Here is a 20,004-nt window from a genome sequence, read left to right as displayed (position 1 = left end):
AGAATGATCGCCAATAGCACCAGATAAAATAATATCCATTCCCGCTTTCACACGATGCGGACCAATATCAATCCCCTCCGGAATCATGCCAATCCCCGCTGTATTTATGTAGATTTTATCTACCTCGCCCTTTTTAACAACCTTAGTGTCTCCTGTAACAATTTGTACATTTGCAGCTTTAGCCATATCCGACATAGTATGAAGAATTTCATCTAGCTCATCAAAAGCCAATCCTTCTTCTAAGATAAGTCCACAACTCAAATATTGTGGAATAGCACCATTCATGGCTAAATCATTCACAGTACCACAGACAGCTAATTTACCAATATTACCGCCAGGGAAAAACGTTGGTTGTACTACATAGGAATCTGTAGAAAACGCCATACGTCCTGCTGTAACGGGAAATTGAGCACCATCATGTAAAGGAGCCAATAAATCATTTGTAAAGTATTTCAAAATAAAACGCTCGGTCAATTCATGACTAAATCGACCGCCATTCCCATGGACTAAGCGAACTCGTTCCATATTAATCCTCCCACGTCGATCCACCACTGGAATAACCGTATTTATACCACGCTGCACAACTACCTTCTACAGATACCATGCAAGCACCAACAGGGTGGTCAGCAGTACAGCTTTTACCAAATAATGGACATTCACTTGGCTTAATAAGCCCTTGCAATACACGACCACATTGGCACCCTTTTGGATCAAGAGAAGGCTTTTCAAGCTGGATAGGTAATGCACGTTCCACATCATAGGCTGCATATGCATCCTTTAATCTTAAGCCAGAGTTTGGAATAACACCGATACCACGCCACGCATCATCACATACATCATATACTTCTTTGATCATCGCTTGCGCTACCGGATTCCCCTTCTGCATAACTACAGAATGATAGGTATTACCCACCACAAAATTACCGGTTTTACGTTGCTCTAAAATATTTGCTATAGCAGATAAAATCTCAAGTCCATCAAAGCCAGCAATACAAGACGGTATGTGATATTCTTCAGGTAAGAATCGGTATGGTTCTTCTCCGATAATAACACTCACATGGCCCGGCAAAATAAAACCATCAATATGACCTTCTTGTTTATCTAATAAAGCTCGCAATGCAGGAGGCACTAATTTATGAGATACAAGGAAGAAAACATTCTTCAATCCTGCTGCATGAACGGCTTTTACAGTTGCACAAATAACGGCAATAGTCGTTTCAAAGCCGATAGCTAAAAATACGATTTTCTTTTCCGGGTATTTCTTACTAAGTTCTACCACTTCTAAAGGGGTATAAATTACATGGATATGGGCACCCTTTGTTTGAGCTTCACTAAGACTGCTATAACTACCTGGCACCTTTAACATATCCCCAAAGGTTGCAATAATAACATCATCACGTTCAGCATAAGCCAAAGCCTTATCCATATACGTTTGATCTGTTACACATACAGGACATCCGGGTCCACTAACAAGTTCAATGCCACTTGGCAATAACTGACGAAGACCTTCACGGAAAATCGATACAGTATGTGTACCACAAACTTCCATAAGTCTTACGGTTTCTCCTGGCTTATGAAGAGCATTGATACGTTTTAACAATGCATCAGCACTGTTCTGCTTTTCCTGCAAAGTAAGCTTCTTCAAGTTCTTCTAGCTCCTTAAAGGCCTCTAATGTTTTTTGTGCCTCTTCTTCATCAACAATTTGTACAGCAAAACCTGCATGGACTAACAACCAGTCCCCTACCTTTGCCTCTGGTACGAGGAGTAAGCTGCAGTCACGGGTGGCGCCTGTTAATTCAACAGTGCCAATAACATCATTCACAGCTACTAACTGTGCTGGTACAGCTAAGCACATAATATCTCCTTATATATTACTTTAATAACAAATTCTATGAGTCTACTCTTATGTAAGCAAACTCATTATATATAAATATTTCTAATATCATTTTATCACAATAATAGTAATTATTAAGTGATACTAGCTACAAGAGTATATAACTATTTCTGATTACCAATCCATAATTGGCCGAGTGCTAAGCCCCCATCATTAGAAGGGACAGCTTCATTCATATATAAATTGCCTACATGCCAAGCGCGATATATTAACTCTACTAATTTGCGATTTTGAAATACACCGCCTGATATGGCCGCATCACTAATGTTATATCGCTCCATTAAATCCGCTGAAGTTTCACATAATGCAATGGCAACAGTTTTATGGAATGATGCTGCAAGATGCGCTCTAGACTCACCTTTAAAAACACCATCCATAATAGATTGAACAGTTGGTGTAAAATCAAGAATTCGCCCGTTATAGTTATAATCAAGCAATGTGCCTTTTTCATCACCACATAAAGATTCTAATGCAATAGCAATTTGCGCATCATAGGTATGAATCATACCTAGTCCTAAAAGAGAACCTACTGCATCAAATAAACGTCCACAGCTCGTTGCTTGAATCATAGGCATTGTAGATTGTAATGCTTTATCTAATATTTCCCAACCTTTAGGTAGCCTTTTCATCCAATCTTGGTAGACAGGTGGAATATCATTACCATAATAATTTCTGATATACCACAAGGCTTGACGCCATGGCTCAGAAACCGCTTTTTCTCCGCCTGGTAACGGTGCTTCATGGATATGAGCTAATCGTTGATATTGGTTGCCTTTACAAAGGAGAAATTCACCGCCCCATACGCTACCATCTGGGCCATATCCTGTTCCATCCATGGCAATACCAAGAACTGGACCTTCTAGATTGTGTTCTGCCATTACTGATGCAATATGAGCATGATGATGTTGAATAGGTATTACAGAAATCTGTGAACTTTTACCAATACGCTCCCCTAAGTGAGAAGAGAAAAATTGAGGATGACTATCTACAATTATTTTCTCTGGTTGTATAGAAAATAATTTCTCATATCGGTCAATGGTCCACTCCAAAGTTGTATGAGTAGACGCATTTTGTAGATCACCAATATGCGGTCCTACAAGGACTTCAGAACCTTTATTCACAGCAAAGGCATTTTTCAAATCACTACCCATAGCTAATATCGGACTTTGTCCTGAAATTTCACAATGAATAGGTTCTGGTACATAGCCACGACTACGACGAATAAATCTAGGTTTATTATTAATAACAGTTACAACAGAGTCATCGAGAGGTGCATAAATTTGCCGATTGTGAACCAAGAAATAATCAGCAACGGCCCCTAACTCTTCAAATGCTTGATCATCATCATATAAAACGGGATCACCACTACGGTTACCACTCGTCATAACCCACGCCGCATCTGATGGCAATAGCACCTCATGCATCGGTGTATATGGTAACATTACGCCAAGCATATGATTATCTGGCGCTACATGGGAACTCAAATGGACTAAGCTATCGTGATTTCTTTTTAATAATACAATAGGACGTTCCATTCCCGTCAAAACATCAAGTTCTTCATCACTAAGATGGACAAGCTCAATTGCCGTATCTAGGGACCCTACCATAATTGCTAACGGTTTATGTGGTCGATTCTTACGCTTACGCAAGCGTTGGACCGCCGCATCATTTCGAGCATCACAAACTAGGTGGTAGCCACCTATCCCTTTTATAGCAATAATACTACCTTCATTGATTAATTCACGGGTAGTATTCCATATATTTACAGTATCTACAACCGTACGATTAGGTTTATATAAAGTATAATAAGGACCACATTGAACACAAGCATTTGGTTCAGCACGATAACGGCGCCCCTCTATATCTTCGTATTCAGCCTTACAAGCTTCACACATGGGAAACTCGTCCATCGTCGTTCGTTCACGATCATAGGGAAGAGATTTAATAATCGTATATCGTGGGCCACAATTTGTACAATTAATAAAAGGATATTCTTTTCTACGCTTGTCCTGTTGTAGTTCTTTAAGACAATCAGCACATGGCGCTGTATCGGCACTAATAAAGGTGCTAACTGCTTCCCCTAAAGGAGATGGCTCCACAGAAAACTCAACTTCATTATTTTTTATAGTTAGATGTTCTACTGTTTGACTTGTAATACGGCACAGTCTAGGTCGGTCATCTTGAATAGCATCTAAAAATAGCTGTAAATCACCAACACAACCTTGTACCTCAACGTAAACACCTTGGCTATCATTATAAACAAAACCAGTTAACCCTAGGGAATGTGCCCACATAGAAACAAGGGGCCGGAATCCGACCCCTTGAACTATACCGGTATAACGAATTCCCCAGCGTTCTATAGTTTGATTACTATTTTGTTTCATATAAGCTCCTACTATAGACGGAGAATTAATGGCTATTAACCTAATGCTACAGGAATACTGCCATCAATGCCAGCTTGTTCTAGCTCGGCTTGAATCATAATAGCACATTCAATACGTTTCTTTTGTAAACGGCAACCAAATTCATAAGGTGTTTCTAAATCGCCACCTAATGTAATGTTGTTAGCATGACAGCCACCGGAACAGAAGAATTTCGCCCAACATTCAGCACAAGTTGGTTTAGAAAATACATGTGTATTACGAAAATCTTTAGGAATTTCTGTATTTTGTAAACCATCATATACATTGCCAAGCACATATCCATCTTTACCTACGAATTGGTGACATGGGTAAATATCGCCATTAGGTACGACTGCCATATATTCATGACCTGCCCCACAACCGCGAAGGCGTTTTGCCATACATGGGCCACGATATAAATCCATACGGAAGTGGAAGAAATTAAACTTCTCGCCCCAACCTTCCAATTGACGTTGTAGGTAAATATCTGCTAATTTTTCATATTCTTTTTCAAGAACTGGCCAATCTTCTTCACGAAGTACATAGTCTCCTTCTTCACCTACTACAGGCTCCATGGATAAATGTTCGAAACCAAGATCAGACATAGCCATAACGTCTTTTGTAAAGTCTAAATTTTTATGTGTATACGTACCACGTACGTAGTATTCAAGGCCATGGCGTTGTTTTACAGCATTGATAAGATTTTTAGCAATATATTTATAAGATTCAGCACCACTACCAGCTACAGGGCGCATCGCATTATGTACAGATTCACGACCATCCAAAGATAATACAAGGCTCATCTTATGTTCGTTTACATAGTCGATTTTATCTTGTGTTAAGAGCATGCCGTTTGTAGTCAATGTAAGCTTGAAAATCTTATTGTGCTTTTCTTGAATGGATTCAATATATTCAACTGTTTGTTTAACAACATCCCAGTTCAATAAAGGTTCTCCACCAAAGAAGTCTATTTCACAATGTTGACGAGGGCCGCTCATTTTAATGAGGAAGTCCACTGCACGCTTCGCCACATCAAAACTCATTAATTCACGTTTTACACCGCCGTAATCACCTTGGCTGGCAAAACAGTATTTACATGCTAAATTACAATCATGAGCAATATTTAAGCATAATGCCTTAACAATAGGTTTTTCACCTACTACAAGTTTAAACTCTGTACTCATCGGAGCAAACAATTGCTCTGCTTTAATGAGCTCATCTAACTCATCCATAATCTCATCAAGTTCTACTGCATCTTCTTTAGCATCTAATGCAGCATGTACTGCATCGCGATTAGTGCCATCATATATGTCAAGAACTCTATCAATGAGTTCGTCGATAACGTGAATAATACCACTATTAACATCTAAGCAGTAATAGTTATCCTTCATCCGAAACTTATGGATCATTGGTTTTAATTCTAACATGGTACCTCCAATTAATATGTATGGTAAAAGTTCTACTATATAGAACTTTCTAGATAATTGTACCACATTTCCACGCTAAACGTTATGAAAAGAGTCATAAAGATATACCATATAAAGTATGTATTATACACATAAATAAAAAAGGCCCGCTAAGCGAGCCTCTTTATTATTTTTGTTTGCAAACTTGGTTACCAACTGTGCAGCTTGTTTTGCAAGCAGATTGGCAAGATGTTTGACATTCCCCACAACCGCCAGTTTTAGCAGTTTTTTGCAAGGATTCAGTGTTGATAGTACGAATACGTTTAGCCATGGTTATCCTCCTCAATACTTATCGAATGATATTTATTTTATCATATTTATGAAAAGCCTGTAAAATACTATTTAGTTATGTTTTCTTCTACAGATTTTATTTTATTAACTTCTGTAGTTTTATTTGCATCCGCTCCTACTGTTGTTGCAGCGCTTGTAACAGCATCAGTTTTTTCTTTCTTAGGAGTATCCTTACGCAATACCTTACGTAATGCCAATGCAACTGGAGTAACGATAACAGCTGCAAAAACAGCTTCTGGAATACCATGCGTAACAGATAAGAATACAATAGAACCTAATACTTGATCTGGGCTTAGGTTCATTTTAATAGCAAACATATCTGCGTAAAGCAAGAAGATAAGTCCCATAACCATAATTGTATGGAATACAGTACCCATAAATGCAGATACAAGAATGCGTGGGCCTTGAGGTGCTTTCCACAATAATAAGTATACTAAATATGCTAATACAGGGAAAAGTATACGTGGTAACACAGAAATGATTGGATTAATAAATAGTGGAGACAAAATGTTTGGAGCTGTAATATTTTGCCACAAGCTATAGCAACCAAAGATAAAGCCTACAAAAGCACCTACCTTAGGTCCCTCTACAATAGCACCGATCAAAGTCGGTACATGTAGAGTTGTCACATTAAGAGGCCCCAATGGAATAATCCCATATCCAGATACACCTAATGCGATTGTAATCCCCGCCAACAAACCAATAATGGTAAGCTCACGAATAGTAATACCACTCTTTTTCTCTTTTTTAACCTTTTTACGTTCAACGGAGTTAGTCGTTTCATTGCCTTGGATTGATACAGTTGAGTTATCATCCACTAGACGTTCATTGTTGTTCATAAATCCTCCTTCGTTCTCATTCCTTACGGATATAAGTCGAAACTAGAAATTAAATACGTTCACGGCGTCGTGAAATAATACCACGCTCTACCAATGCACCTATAATCACTGCTACACCTGTCATACCAGCTTCTAACAAAGTTGGGGTAACAAACACTAGTGGATTACCTTGATACGTTGGAAAAACGGTGGGAACTAAAGATAAAACAAACTCTGGAATATAACCACCATATAAAATATGCGCATTCATAGCGAGCCATAAACCAGCAGTTAAAACAATACGAAATAATCGTATACCTTTATAGGCTATTTCTCTTGGGTATAAATAGAATACGAATACCAATAAGGATATAAGTAATGACACCAATTCTGCAAAGAGTATATTTACATTCATAGATGACGCATACATGAAATAAACCATGGGATCTTGTAGATCAATATAGAGAAGCGAACCAATATATAAGAACGGAATTGGAATAGTATATCCAATTATATCGAGTGCTTCATCTACCATTCCCCATCGATGATTTCGATTGAAAAACTTAGTAGCTAGCAACCCACAGAGTTCAATAAGTACTTGAACTATAAAATACACCACGAAGAGAAGTAACGCTGTTACAATTCCATTATCTGCAGTAAAGCTAAAGGGCGTATGAAGAAATGAAAATACAGTCCACCAAGCCCAACTATACGCATGATATCCCATACTCAATGGTAAATCGTCATTAAATTTAGCATTCTTAAGTCTTCGTACCATAAGAGGTATTACGAGGGACAACACGGGGAATACTAAAATTGGTAAAGCTAGCGCTTCACTCAAAGAAAGAACTGTCGTTACAGCACTTACAAATAATGCACAGACAATTGTAAATAACCAAAAATTCTTATTCATTACGGCCTCCTACTAAACGAGTAAGACCGTATGCCAAAATCAAGCTAATAGTAACACCAATATACATAGCTACTAAGAAAGCTACATCTCGACCAACTGTTGGCCAGCTCCATAACATGGATAAATCTATACCGAGAAAAATACCTTTATAGCTAATACCGTGAATTATAATCCAACTTATAACATAGGCAATACGGCTAATCGATTTACCATCGCCAAAGGTACTACTTTTAAACGATAAATATGCCCAAGGCATTATTAACGATAAGAGCAAATACCATGCAAGTGCTACTGTCGCACTCGATCCATTATGAATCATATACGCAATAATAGGAATTACTACGATAAATATATTCAAGTAGATGGATCTTTTACAAATATCTATTAATGTGTTCATAAAGATCTCCTATGATATGTAATCTCTTTGTATTTTACAATAATCATAGATAAATGTCATCAAAAAAGAAAAACCTCCATACAGGTAAATGAATACCTTATACGGAGGTTTTTAATTAAGCCACTACAGAGTCAGCTGTTACATCAATTGTAGGAACAGTTTCCTTTTGTTCTTCTTTCTTCAACAATGGAGTCATGCTTTCTAAGCCGATACCCAATGTGAATAGATTATGCAACCATGCTGTTTGGCTTGGCGGCATAATACCGAGTACGCCACCACCTACAAGAGCACCATTGAAACCAACGATACCATTGTAATTTGCTTTGATGCGTTTCATCAATGCCATAGAAATGCGGCGTAAATCTACAAGAGCTTGTAGATGATCGGAAGAAATAGTAACATTTGCAATTTTTTGAGCGATTGGTGCGCCTTCATTCATAGCGATACCAACATGTGCTTCAGAAATTGCTGGGGAATCGTTAATACCATCCCCTACCATCATAACAGTATAGCCTTCAGCTTTTGCTTGTTTTACATAAGCCGCTTTATCTTCTGGCAATACTTCAGCATGCAATTCATCGATGCCGAGTTCGTCAGCTACACGTTGTGCATTACGTTTGGAGTCGCCAGTCATCATGACAACCTTTTTAATGCCCAATGTATGTAAATCAGCTATAACTTGTTTTGCTTCCTCACGAACAGGGTCTTTAATACAAATAACCGCTGCTAGTGTACCTCCAATAGCGAGGTAAATATGGGAAGATGAATTTGGTAAATTATTAAACTTTTCTTGTTCATCTGCAGGAATCTTTGTTTTTTCATCATCAAAGATGTAGTGAGCACTACCAATGCGTACACGGTAGCGGCCTACTTTAGATGCAATACCATGAGCTACAACGTATTCTACGTCGGAGTGCATTTCCTTGTGAGGCAAGGAATGATCCTTAGCAGCACGTACAATTGCTTTTGCCATGGAATGAGGGAAATGTTCCTCAATACATGCAGCCAATTTTAACATTTCATCTGCATCATGACCATTAAATGGAATGATTTGTTCAAACTCAGGTTCTGCTTTTGTAAGAGTACCTGTTTTATCGAATACAATCATATCTGCTTGTGCAATTTGTTCTAAGAATTTACCACCTTTAACAGTGATACCGCGTTTAGATGCTTCTTGCATAGCGGAAAGTACTGCCAATGGAATGGATAATTTAAGAGCACAAGAGAAGTCAACCATTACGAAAGACAATGCTTTCATCACATTACGAGTCAACAAGTATGTTAAACCAGCACCAATAAAGCTTATTGGAACTAATTTATCAGCCATGCGGTATGCTTGTTGTTCCATACCGGATTTCATTTGTTCAGACTCTTCGATAAGGTTAACGATTTTTTCGTAACGAGATGTTTTGGATGTGCTACGTACTTCTACAATAGCTTTACCGTCTTCAACAACAGTACCTGCATATACAGAACTGTCTTGATCGCGACGAACCGCTTCTGGTTCACCAGTCATGGAGCTTTCATTAACAAGAACAACACCATCGATAACGACGCCATCCAATGGAATCACTTCGCCTTGGCGAATAATGATTTTATCACCTGCCACAACTTCGTTAACTGGCTTGCTCACTTCAATGTCATCAACTAATACCCATACTTTATCTACATTCAAGGACATGCTTTGAGCAAGATTCAATACGGATTTACGATGAGTCCATTCTTCTAAGATATCGCCAATACCTAATAGGTACATAACAGCGCCAGCTGTAGGGTAGTCTTTTTGAAGTAATGCAGCACCAATAGCTACACCATCAAGTACTTCGACAGTTAACTTACGTTGCCACAATGTTTTAATCGCTTTACCGATAAATTTAATACCATCAAACCAAGCCCATGCAGCTGCAATAGGCGCCGGCAACACTGCTTTTTTACCTAAGTAAAGTGCAGTGCGGTTGATCATCATTTCACGGTATTTTTTATTTACCAAGCGAGGAGAATATTCGTTTAAAGCAGGAGCTTCAGACAAATCTAAATCGCGTAGACCGAGAACTGCATCACGCACAGCATCAACATCGCCAGTATGTTTAATGGCAACTTGATTGCTGCGAGTGTAGAAGGTTACATCTACAATTGCATCATTAAGGAGCAATGTATCCTCTACATAAGCTGCTTCAGCCTCTGTAAAACGATGACCTGTAACCTTAACATGCAAGCGATTTCTGAGTTTTTTTACTACAGAAAATTGTAACATATGTGCAATCCTCTAATTATTTGTTTTCTTCAAAGATTTCTTCGTTGCGTGCTTCGTTGATTTCTTGAGCTTCTGCCAATACATCAGATGCGGATGCTTGTACTTTTTCAGCTGTTTCTAATACAGTTTCTTTAGCGCGAAGGCCAGCTGCTACGATACCAGCATATACTTTTTTAGCGTCTTTAGAAGTTAAAACTTTAAGACCTACAGTACCCAATGCAAGACCTGCTGCGAATAAGTTAGCGTTTTTAAGATTTTTTTGATCGATGTTGAACATGATAATATTCCTTTCTACTAAATATGATAAAAAATTTAATTACTATATTTGAAAAGAGGAGCCATTATAGAGACCCCTCTTTCAAAATCAGAATTCGTATTAGCTTACTTAGCTGTACGTTTAATGCCTAGTGCCTTGTTGGAACCATCGCAGCTACAGTTACCACCGCAACCAGAAGATTTCTTAGAGCTAGAATTGGAGCCACCGCCACCACAGCCGCAGCCACCTTTACCAGACATTTGTTTGTAAAATTTATTGCCGATATAAGCTATTGCTAATACAACTATGAGTCCTATAACAAGATTATCCATTATTATGCCTCTTTCTCAATATCTACTAAATTACAATATGTGTCTTAGTGATAAATAAGATAAAAGCAATATCTAAAGGATATTTCCCTTTTCTCATTATCATTTAACCACGAATATTGATAATTATCAAGTATTATTTTTAAATTACTTATAACAAAATCGCATTTTTTCTATTCATTTTTGTTCAAAGTATCTAAAAGTGGCTAAACTCTCCTATTTAGCGATTCTAGATTAGAAACCTAATGCGCGACCTATGTTATAGAAGATGAAACATGCAATCCAAGCAAATGTATTTTCATAGAAGAACATGAATGCAACCCATTTCCAAGAACCTGTTTCACGTTTGATAACGGCTAATGTTGCCAAACAAGGTGGGTAAATTAATACGAACAACATCATTGTTAATGCAATCAATGGTGAGAAGCTTGGATCATTTTGTAGGTAATCAGTCAATGGAGCTGGATTTTGATCATCACCACCAACAGCATAGACAGTACCTAACGTTGAGATAACAACCTCTTTAGCCGCCAAACCAGCTACTAATGATAGGCCCATTTTCCAATCAAACCCCAATGGTTCTAGCACTGGGTTGATAGCTTTACCAAAGGATGCTGCATAGGATTGTTCAATTTTTTCAGAAGCTTGTTCTTTATCAAGTTTGTCATTTTCAGCATCTAAGTTAGCACTGTTTTTATACATTGCCCATGCTGCTGGGAACAAGTCTTTATTTTCATCTTTAATATCATTGAATAATTCAGGTGCTTCAGAATCATCCTCTACTGCTACTTCAGGTTCATCTTCTCCTGCGTTCTTAGCAGCATCTTCAGCATCTTTTACAGTAGATTTCATATCTTCTACAATTTTATCTACTGCCTCTTTTTGATCATCTGTAGTGATACCAAATTGAGCTAATGTAGCAGCATCTTTTACTTCATACTCTTGTGCAACTTGTTCTTTCACTGCATCATAATCTTTGGAGTATTCTACATCCATTGGATATGCAGTGATGAACCAAATCAAGATGGAAGCAGCCATAATGAAAGTACCGGCTTTAATGATGTACAATTTAGCACGTTCATACATGTGCATCCATGTAGCTTTTAATGTAGGCAAGTGATATGGAGGTAATTCCATTACAAATGGTTCAGCTTCACCAGCAAATAAGAACTTACGGAAGATTTTTGCAAAGATAATACCAAAGATGATACCCAAGAAGTATACAGAGAATACAACTAAAGTACTATCCCAACCATTTGGGAAGAACGCATTTGCAAATAAAATATACACTGGCAAGCGTGCAGAACAACTCATGAATGGTGTAATTAAGATAGTAACCATTCGATCCTTATAATTATCAAGGATACGAGCGCCCATTACAGATGGTACGGAACAACCGAAACCTAAAAGCAACGGAATAAAGGATTTACCATGCAAACCACAAGCGCGCATTACACGGTCAATAACGAAGGCTGCACGAGCCATATAACCAGTATCTTCCAAGAAGGAAATACCAAGGAATAGCAAAAGAATTAATGGTAAGAAAGATAGTACGGCACCTACGCCGGCAATAATACCATCAGATACGAGTGACTGTAATTGGCCCTCTGGAATAGTCTGAACCGCATAAGCTTGTAATGCAGCGAAACCATCCTCGATCCAACCTTGAGGAATACCACCAACGAAGTTAACGAACGCAAACAATAAGTACATAACAACCATGAAGATTGGTAAGCCCCAAATTCGATGCGTTAAGATTTTGTCATAACGGTCAGAGCGTGTTTCCAATTGAGTTGGCGCTTGTGTTAAACATGTATTATATACTTCTACTGCAAAGCGGTGACGATATTCTTGGAAGACAATATCAAGATCAACTTGATCTTTAATTTCTTCACGAATCGCTTCAGCCTTTTGAATAACAGCTTCCGTATTATCAAAGCGCATAACTTTGCCAATAACGTCAGCATCTTTTTCTAACAACTTAACAGCAATCCAACGAAGTGGATATGTAACAGTGCCTGCTTGTTTTAGCAATTCTACAAGCTCACTAATTTTGCCTTCTAACAAATCACCATAGTTAATTGTTACACCAGGAGCTTTTTGAGAAGCAGCTACACTAATTGTTGCTGCTAACAAGTCTTTTGTACCAATGTTTGTACGACCTACTGTGCTAACAATTGTAGCCCCTGTCATTTCTGCCATTTTTTTTAGGTCGTATTTGATGCCCATTTCTTCAGCAACGTCAGCCATGTTTAGAGCAATAACCATTGGCTTTTCAAGTTCCAATAATTGTGCTGCTAAATATAAGTTACGTTCCAAGTTAGATGCATCAAGAACGTTAACGATTACATCTGGGTTATCATTTACGATAACATTACGCGCTACTAACTCATCCAAGGAACGTGCAGTTAAGCTATATGTACCTGGTAAGTCAATAAACAATAACTCATGGCCATCAAATTTCGTATGGCCTTCCTTTTTTTCTACTGTAACGCCGGCATAGTTACCAACGTGTTGCTTCGCCCCTGTGATATTGTTAAACATTGTAGTTTTACCACAGTTAGGGTTACCTGCTAAGGCAATGCGAATTTGCCCATTTTCTGCCATGTGAACCTCCTATTGAACCTCTACATCAATCATGCCAGCTTCGCTTGTACGAAGTGCTAATTCAAAGTTTTTAACTTTAACTTCTACTGGATCACCCAAAGGGGCAAACTTCATAACATGAATTTTTGTACCTTTAACAAGGCCCATGTCAATTAGACGATGTTTAACATTGCCACTGCCATGTAGAGCAACAATAAGACCAGACTCACCTGGTTTCATGTCTTTTAACTTTTTGATAGCCATACGACACCTCCTAATTATTGTACCTAACAACCTCATATTAAACACACCAAATAATAATGCGTATTAATATCTTAAATTATTATATCAAAGAAATCATTAATTTCAACAATTATTATCATTTTTATGGTAATTTTCTATCTCATATATATATTTTTTTCTCATATTAAATATGAGAATTATTTTATCATTAATCAAAACAAACCCTGTAGAGTATAGCTTTTTATGAACCAATACAAATCATAATTGCTTCACCAAATAAGAAGTACTACTAAGATTATCATTATTAATAATTTAATCATTCTCAATTAAATATTAAATTTTTATTTAAATATGAATACTTTAATGTTTTTTATTCTCATAAACATACATATATTTCGTTATTTTTCAATATATTATCATTTAAATATACCAACATACGCTTTCTTTATTACAACTTAATTTCCCATCTAATAATAATCACTATAAATAACAATTCATTTTATTTGCCCCTACTATATGCATAAGGTATAATTAATATAATATGTATTATAGAAAGGACGATCCATGAAATCTTTTAAATCTCTAGGTGTTTGCGATGAACTCATTCAAGCCCTTCAAAAACAAGGTATCAAGGAGCCCACTCCAATTCAAGAACAAGCCATTCCTGTAGTTTTCAAAGGGAATGATGTCATAGCAAAAGCTCAAACAGGCACAGGCAAAACATTAGCCTTCTTATTACCTATTCTTCAACGGGTGCACACAGATGTGCATCAAGAACAAGTACTTATCATTGCACCTACGCGAGAACTAGTAAAACAAATTTCTGACGAAGCAAAAGAAATAGGTACCATTTTAAATGTGGATATCCTCCCTCTTATCGGTGGCAAAACGATTGAAGCACAGCTACAACAATTAGGACGTCGCCCTCAAGTTATCTTAGGTACGCCTGGCCGTCTATTAGATCATGCTAAGCGTGGTTCACTTCACCTAGATTGTATTCGTCGTGTCGTACTCGATGAAGCCGATCAAATGCTCCACATGGGGTTCTTACCGGATATTGAAAATCTCATCAGCCAAACAGATGCTAATAGACAACTTTTACTATTCTCTGCAACAATCCCAGATAAGATTAGAAACCTTGCAAAAGCCTATATGTCAAAACCAGCCTCTGTAACAGCAGAAGGTAAGCATGTTACATTAGAATCTATTGATCAACGTGTATACATGATGAATCCAGAAGAAAAAACAGAACGCCTCATCAAAATGATTGAAGAAGACAATCCATTCTTGGCCATTGTTTTCTGTAATAAACGTGAAGGTGCAGTCCGCTTATCCTATGAGTTAACTGCTGCAGGTCTAAATATTGCTGAAATGCATGGCGATTTAACACAAGGTCGCCGCACTCAAATATTACGCGATTTTGCAAAAGCTAAGACACAAATCTTAGTAGCAACAGATATTGCAGCTCGCGGTATCGATATTGAAGGCATTACACATGTTTATAACTACGACGTACCACGCGACGTAGATTACTATATCCATCGTATTGGCCGTACTGGTCGTGCGGGCAATTCCGGTGTAGCTGTTACATTTGCCACACCACAGGATGAATCTTGGCTACGACGTATTGAACGCGCCATCCAAGCAACGCTTACTAAATACACTAAAGATGGACAAATTAAGACTAAAGGTAATGCAAGTGCTGCGCCAAAACGTGCAAAATCTGCTAGCAAACCTAAGATAACAAGTTCCTATCAATCTACAAAGGCTAAAGCTCATAAAGCTCGTGGCCACAAAGGTGCTAATACACGCCAACGCCGCACTTCTACTTCTCAAACTGGACGTCGTGGTAAACGCAGATAAAACTAAAGACGCGTACAGATTAATCTGTACGCGTCTTTTTTATTTATTCGCATAAATACTTGGCATGCCATTTACATCAGAACATTGTGTCTTACATTGAGATCGATTGCTGCAAACCCAGTTAATTCGGCCTCTCGCCTCTTGTTTAACAAAATAACCTTCTTTACATCGTGGGCATTTATATTTCTTTTCTTCTTCAGATAGAGTGATATTACTTTCACCAGTTGAAGTCTCTCCATCGATTGGTTGTGTATGTTTACAAGTTGGATAATTGGTACAACCTAAAAAAGCACCATATTTACCATTACGCTGTTGCATACGTCCCTTATTACATTTCGGACATATAGGCAAAGTAGATAAGTCTACATTTTCATTATCCATAGGTCGTTTACGATTTTGATTCGTTATCGTGCGAACTACATTTGGCATCATTTGACCAGAATTTACCTGTTTATCAAAGCCAAGCTTATCAATTAACAACTGTAAAAACTTAACTTGATCAGATAAGAAGGAATCTAAGGTATCCTCACCTTCGCTCATGAGGGCTAAACGTTCTTCCCAAACAGCCGTTTCATCAGGATATAACAATTCATCAGGCAACGCATCTACCAAAAGATAGCCTGTTTCCGTAGGTGATAGAACTTGCTTCTTACCAGATGTTTTCATAAAGCCACGACTGATAAGTTCGTCAATAATATTGGCACGAGTCGCCTCTGTACCAATACCAGATACAGCCTTTAATTGCTTTTTCAAGTCTTCATTTTTTACAAACTTGTGAATTTCCTTCATCGCTTGTAACAACGTAGACGGTGTAAAGCGAGAAGGCGGCTTAGTTTGCTTCGCCTCTACAGAGGAATCCGTGTAAAGCACAGAATCATTTTTCTTAACCGCAGGCAAATGATCTGTTTCTTCAATAGCCTCTTTTTTAGAGTCTGTTTCTGCACCACGTTCATCAGTTAAATCAGGTTCATCATTATCTGTCACAGATTTAGACTTTTGTCGTTTATAAAGTAATTTCCATCCTTCGTCTATAACTACACGGCCATTGGCAACAAACTCTTCTTTGCATTGCTCCACGACGATTTTAGTTTGCTCATAAATATGTTCGCCATAAAACTGAGCAATATAGGCCTGACTAATGAGGAAGTAAATATTGCGTTCCTCACGGGACAAACTATTTATATTACAAGCTACGGTCGTAGGAATTATAGCATGATGGGCTGTAATCTTCTTTTCATTCCAAGCGCGGCTCTTAATGGAGCGGTCTGCATCAGTAGCCCACTGTGCTAGTCTTTCATCTCCTGCATTCTGTAAATTATTGAGAATTGCATTGCGGTCACCATATTGATTTGGTGGTAAATATTCACAATCAGAACGAGGGTATGTAGTCAATTTCTTTTCATATAGTTTCTGTGCTGTATCAAGTACAGTTTGCGGATCATAGGAAAAAGCTTTACCAGCTAATACCTGCAAAGATGATAGAGACAATGGTAAACGCTGTACATCTTTCTTTTTAGATTTTGTAACAGCTTTAATAACTCCATCTGACCCCGCCTGTAAGCGCTCTACTAATTCATCGGCTATGGCTTTATTAATAAGACGTCCATCTGGGTCAAGCCCCTTTTGTTCGTCTGTAGGCTGCCACGTAGCCCAGAATACACCATTTGGATGATTATATAAAACCTTTAGTGTGAAATAATCTATTGGTTTAAATGCGGCTAGTTCTCGCTCTCTGCGCACAACAAGGGCTAATGTTGGAGTCTTAACACGACCGATAGGTAATGTTACTTTATTACCTTTATAACGTTCAGACAATGTATAGGCACGAGATAAATTCATGCCAATAAGCCAGTCTGCACGTGCTCTAGCCAATGCAGATTGATATAGATTGTGAAAGTCTTTATTATCCCGTAGATCATTTAATGCGGCACGAACAGATTTTTCGTCCAATGCATTTAGCAAGATACGTTGTACAGGTTTTGTATTTCCTACATAATATAATACTTCATCAACCAACAATTGACCTTCCCTGTCCGGGTCACCTGCGTTGACGATAATGTCCGCTTTACCGATTAATTCTTTTACAGTCTCAAACTGTTGACGACTACTATCCGTAACGAGTAATTTCCACTCATCAGGCACAATAGGTAAATCTTGAGGGCGCCAGCGGATATATTTATCATCGTAATCACCAGGTTCTGCTTGATGTAATACGTGCCCTACAACCCAAGTCACCACATCATCACCTTGGATAAAATAGCCATTCCGTTTTTGGATATTCTTATTTTCTGGCAAGCATTTACTAATTTCGCGAGCCATGGATGGCTTTTCCGCAATAAATAACCGCATGGTCCCCCTCCTTAACATAAAATAACGGCTATTCCCCAAGCCGCTCTTTGAAATCTCATTATACTACAATTTAGTGGTCATAACTACCAAAATCATGTATAATTTTAAAGATATGAATGATGTGAAAGTTATATAATAAGACAAGGCTTTTACAAACGAAACAATAGAGGTGAACTATGACATTTTTAGAAGAAGTGCAACGTCGTCGTACGTTTGCTATCATATCTCACCCGGATGCGGGTAAAACTACATTAACAGAAAAATTACTTTTATATGGTGGTGCTATCCATTTAGCGGGGTCCGTTAAATCTCGTAAAACAGCAAAACACGCCGTATCTGACTGGATGGAAATCGAAAAGCAACGTGGTATCTCCGTAACAAGTTCTGTGTTGCAATTTGACTATGATGGTTGTCGCGTCAACATCCTAGACACCCCTGGTCACCAGGACTTTTCTGAAGATACATATCGTACCTTAATGGCTGCAGATAGTGCTGTCATGTTGATTGACGTAGCAAAAGGTGTCGAAGCGCAAACGAAAAAACTATTTGCCGTATCTAAAGAACGCGGTATCCCTATCTTTACCTTTGTAAACAAAATTGACCATTTCGGTCGCAGCCCATTTGACTTGATGGAAGAAATCGAGAACGTTCTTGGCATTCGTACATGCCCTATGAACTGGCCAATTGGTATCAACGGTGAATACAAAGGCGTATACGATAGAGAGCACGAAACTATCGAGCTATTCGCAAAAGACGAAACACATGGTCAAGAAAAGTTAGCCTCTGAAAAAGGTGCTTTAACGGATCCTCGCATGAAAGAATTATTAGGTGATGACGTATACCAAGCATTGCTTGATGATATTGAATTATTAGACGTTGCTGGCGATCCATTCGATTTTGATAAGGTTCGTGCAGGCGAATTAACACCTATGTTCTTCGGTTCTGCTATGACTAACTTTGGGGTAAAACCATTCTTAGAAAAATTCTTAGAACTAGCTCCATCCCCTGCTCCACGACAAGCCGTGGAAGAAATGGTGCAACCTACGAGCGAAGACTTCTCCGCTTTAGTATTTAAAATTCAAGCGAATATGGACCCTAATCACCATGACCGCATCGTATTTATGCGTATCTGCTCTGGTAAATTCGAAAAGGGTATGTCCGTATTGCATCGCCAATCTAACAAAACGATTCGCTTGTCTCAGCCTCAACAATTCTTGGCTACCGAACGTACCATCGTAGAAGATGCATATCCTGGTGATATTATCGGTGTCTTTGATGCTGGCACAATGGGCGTAGGCGATACACTATGTGCACAAAAACACAAGGTAACATTTGGTGACTTCCCTGTGTTCCCACCAGAATTCTTCGCCCGCGTATCTCCAAAAGATACGATGAAACGTAAGCAATTCCAAAAAGGCATGACACAATTGGCTCAAGAAGGTGCAGTTCAAATCTTTGAACAACCAGGTGCCCTCGACTCCTTCGTAGTTGGTGCCGTAGGTATGCTTCAATTTGAAGTTTTAGAATACCGTTTAAAAAATGAATATGGTGTTGATTTATTAAATAATACATTGCCATACAGTGTTGCTCGTTGGATTGATGGTGAAGTAGATATTGCGTCTTTAAAAGGTGTAGATAATGCGATGATTGTTAAGGATAATCGCGATCGTACGGTAGTTCTTATCTCTAATGAATGGCAAATGGGTTGGGTTCAAGAGCGTAATCCTGATGTTACTTTCTTAACAACCCCAAAACTTCATCACGAACTATAGTATTGGTATTTATAGCTTATCTTTCTAAATCTATACTTCGCACTTCTAAATGCGAGATGTACTATGTAGCAGACAGCGGCTTAACTGCAAACCTCAATAGTTAAGCACACTATAAATCCTCAGATAATCACAACTGGAATATATTTCTCAATATATAAAAATTAGAAATA

General features: G+C 38.2%; 17 protein-coding genes. 2 read left to right on the top strand and 15 right to left on the bottom strand.

What is annotated here, in order from left to right; all coding sequences use genetic code 11:
* The 14 genes from Q7P05_RS06895 to Q7P05_RS06830 all read right to left on the bottom strand — a co-directional run.
* The coding region (locus Q7P05_RS06895; RefSeq protein ID WP_303931300.1) for an AIR synthase related protein at nucleotides 1-525 on the bottom strand (525 nt) is incomplete at its 3' end.
* A gap of 1 nt (nucleotide 526) precedes the next feature.
* Complete coding sequence (hypD, locus tag Q7P05_RS06890) at nucleotides 527-1,645, bottom strand: hydrogenase formation protein HypD (protein WP_295867506.1); 1,119 nt, start codon at nucleotides 1,643-1,645, stop codon at nucleotides 527-529.
* Complete coding sequence (locus Q7P05_RS06885) at nucleotides 1,605-1,856, bottom strand: HypC/HybG/HupF family hydrogenase formation chaperone (RefSeq protein ID WP_005387071.1); 252 nt, start codon at nucleotides 1,854-1,856, stop codon at nucleotides 1,605-1,607. The genes hypD and Q7P05_RS06885 overlap by 41 nt, the downstream gene beginning before the upstream one ends.
* Before the next feature lie 143 nt (nucleotides 1,857-1,999).
* Nucleotides 2,000-4,279 (bottom strand): carbamoyltransferase HypF, encoded by a 2,280-nt coding sequence (gene hypF, locus Q7P05_RS06880; RefSeq protein ID WP_295867509.1) that lies wholly within the window; start codon nucleotides 4,277-4,279, stop codon nucleotides 2,000-2,002.
* A gap of 35 nt (nucleotides 4,280-4,314) precedes the next feature.
* A complete protein-coding gene (scfB, locus tag Q7P05_RS06875; protein WP_295867512.1) occupies nucleotides 4,315-5,724 on the bottom strand; it encodes a thioether cross-link-forming SCIFF peptide maturase in 1,410 nt (469 codons plus the stop codon).
* 166 nt (nucleotides 5,725-5,890) lie between these two features.
* Nucleotides 5,891-6,034: a six-cysteine ranthipeptide SCIFF gene (gene scfA, locus Q7P05_RS06870; protein WP_004693318.1), complete on the bottom strand. Its 144-nt coding sequence runs from the start codon at nucleotides 6,032-6,034 to the stop codon at nucleotides 5,891-5,893.
* 67 nt (nucleotides 6,035-6,101) lie between these two features.
* Nucleotides 6,102-6,893 carry an ECF transporter S component gene (locus tag Q7P05_RS06865; RefSeq protein WP_295869038.1) on the bottom strand — a complete coding sequence of 264 codons (792 nt, stop codon included), beginning with the start codon at nucleotides 6,891-6,893 and terminating at the stop codon, nucleotides 6,102-6,104.
* A 49-nt stretch (nucleotides 6,894-6,942) separates the two neighbouring features.
* Nucleotides 6,943-7,785, bottom strand: a complete 843-nt coding sequence (locus tag Q7P05_RS06860; protein ID WP_295869039.1) for a hypothetical protein — start codon at nucleotides 7,783-7,785, stop codon at nucleotides 6,943-6,945.
* Nucleotides 7,778-8,182 carry a hypothetical protein gene (locus tag Q7P05_RS06855; RefSeq protein WP_295869040.1) on the bottom strand — a complete coding sequence of 135 codons (405 nt, stop codon included), beginning with the start codon at nucleotides 8,180-8,182 and terminating at the stop codon, nucleotides 7,778-7,780. The genes Q7P05_RS06860 and Q7P05_RS06855 overlap by 8 nt, the downstream gene beginning before the upstream one ends.
* 115 nt (nucleotides 8,183-8,297) lie before the next feature.
* Nucleotides 8,298-10,436 (bottom strand): heavy metal translocating P-type ATPase, encoded by a 2,139-nt coding sequence (locus tag Q7P05_RS06850; protein ID WP_295869042.1) that lies wholly within the window; start codon nucleotides 10,434-10,436, stop codon nucleotides 8,298-8,300.
* A gap of 16 nt (nucleotides 10,437-10,452) precedes the next feature.
* Nucleotides 10,453-10,713 carry a DUF6110 family protein gene (locus Q7P05_RS06845; RefSeq protein ID WP_004697111.1) on the bottom strand — a complete coding sequence of 87 codons (261 nt, stop codon included), beginning with the start codon at nucleotides 10,711-10,713 and terminating at the stop codon, nucleotides 10,453-10,455.
* A 104-nt stretch (nucleotides 10,714-10,817) separates the two neighbouring features.
* Entirely contained in the window at nucleotides 10,818-11,024 is a 207-nt protein-coding gene (locus tag Q7P05_RS06840; RefSeq protein ID WP_227720809.1) for a FeoB-associated Cys-rich membrane protein, read from the bottom strand.
* Nucleotides 11,025-11,255: 231 nt separating this feature from the next.
* Entirely contained in the window at nucleotides 11,256-13,628 is a 2,373-nt protein-coding gene (gene feoB / locus Q7P05_RS06835; protein WP_227720810.1) for a ferrous iron transport protein B, read from the bottom strand.
* Nucleotides 13,629-13,637: 9 nt separating this feature from the next.
* Nucleotides 13,638-13,871, bottom strand: a complete 234-nt coding sequence (locus tag Q7P05_RS06830) for a FeoA family protein (protein WP_227720811.1) — start codon at nucleotides 13,869-13,871, stop codon at nucleotides 13,638-13,640.
* A 543-nt stretch (nucleotides 13,872-14,414) separates the two neighbouring features.
* On the opposite strand from Q7P05_RS06830, the gene Q7P05_RS06825 reads away from it, so the two are divergent.
* Nucleotides 14,415-15,713: a DEAD/DEAH box helicase gene (locus Q7P05_RS06825; protein ID WP_303931293.1), complete on the top strand. Its 1,299-nt coding sequence runs from the start codon at nucleotides 14,415-14,417 to the stop codon at nucleotides 15,711-15,713.
* A gap of 39 nt (nucleotides 15,714-15,752) precedes the next feature.
* On the opposite strand, the gene Q7P05_RS06820 is transcribed toward Q7P05_RS06825, so the two are convergent.
* Nucleotides 15,753-18,062, bottom strand: coding sequence for a DNA topoisomerase 3 (locus tag Q7P05_RS06820; protein ID WP_303931292.1), 2,310 nt, complete (start codon nucleotides 18,060-18,062; stop codon nucleotides 15,753-15,755).
* Between the two features lie 176 nt (nucleotides 18,063-18,238).
* Between Q7P05_RS06820 and Q7P05_RS06815 the strand changes: the two genes are divergently transcribed.
* On the top strand, nucleotides 18,239-19,834 hold the full coding sequence (locus tag Q7P05_RS06815; protein WP_060924805.1) for a peptide chain release factor 3: 1,596 nt from the start codon (nucleotides 18,239-18,241) through the stop codon (nucleotides 19,832-19,834).
* The last annotated feature ends 170 nt before the right edge of the window (nucleotides 19,835-20,004 follow it).

The organism is Veillonella dispar (assembly GCF_937975875.1).
In the GTDB taxonomy this organism is placed as follows: Bacteria; Bacillota; Negativicutes; order Veillonellales; family Veillonellaceae; genus Veillonella; species Veillonella dispar_B.
The sequence above is the reverse complement of the archived record's forward strand: the minus strand, read 5'-3'. Positions and strand labels throughout refer to the sequence as shown.

Coding starts and splice junctions, on each gene's coding strand:
- Q7P05_RS06885 (WP_005387071.1), bottom strand. CDS start 1,856: ATGTGCTTAGCTGTACCAGCACAGTTAGTAGCTGTGAATGATGTTATT.
- hypF (WP_295867509.1), bottom strand. CDS start 4,279: ATGAAACAAAATAGTAATCAAACTATAGAACGCTGGGGAATTCGTTAT.
- scfB (WP_295867512.1), bottom strand. CDS start 5,724: ATGTTAGAATTAAAACCAATGATCCATAAGTTTCGGATGAAGGATAAC.
- scfA (WP_004693318.1), bottom strand. CDS start 6,034: ATGGCTAAACGTATTCGTACTATCAACACTGAATCCTTGCAAAAAACT.
- Q7P05_RS06865 (WP_295869038.1), bottom strand. CDS start 6,893: ATGAACAACAATGAACGTCTAGTGGATGATAACTCAACTGTATCAATC.
- Q7P05_RS06860 (WP_295869039.1), bottom strand. CDS start 7,785: ATGAATAAGAATTTTTGGTTATTTACAATTGTCTGTGCATTATTTGTA.
- Q7P05_RS06855 (WP_295869040.1), bottom strand. CDS start 8,182: ATGAACACATTAATAGATATTTGTAAAAGATCCATCTACTTGAATATA.
- Q7P05_RS06850 (WP_295869042.1), bottom strand. CDS start 10,436: ATGTTACAATTTTCTGTAGTAAAAAAACTCAGAAATCGCTTGCATGTT.
- Q7P05_RS06845 (WP_004697111.1), bottom strand. CDS start 10,713: ATGTTCAACATCGATCAAAAAAATCTTAAAAACGCTAACTTATTCGCA.
- Q7P05_RS06840 (WP_227720809.1), bottom strand. CDS start 11,024: ATGGATAATCTTGTTATAGGACTCATAGTTGTATTAGCAATAGCTTAT.
- feoB (WP_227720810.1), bottom strand. CDS start 13,628: ATGGCAGAAAATGGGCAAATTCGCATTGCCTTAGCAGGTAACCCTAAC.
- Q7P05_RS06830 (WP_227720811.1), bottom strand. CDS start 13,871: ATGGCTATCAAAAAGTTAAAAGACATGAAACCAGGTGAGTCTGGTCTT.
- Q7P05_RS06825 (WP_303931293.1), top strand. CDS start 14,415: ATGAAATCTTTTAAATCTCTAGGTGTTTGCGATGAACTCATTCAAGCC.
- Q7P05_RS06820 (WP_303931292.1), bottom strand. CDS start 18,062: ATGCGGTTATTTATTGCGGAAAAGCCATCCATGGCTCGCGAAATTAGT.
- Q7P05_RS06815 (WP_060924805.1), top strand. CDS start 18,239: ATGACATTTTTAGAAGAAGTGCAACGTCGTCGTACGTTTGCTATCATA.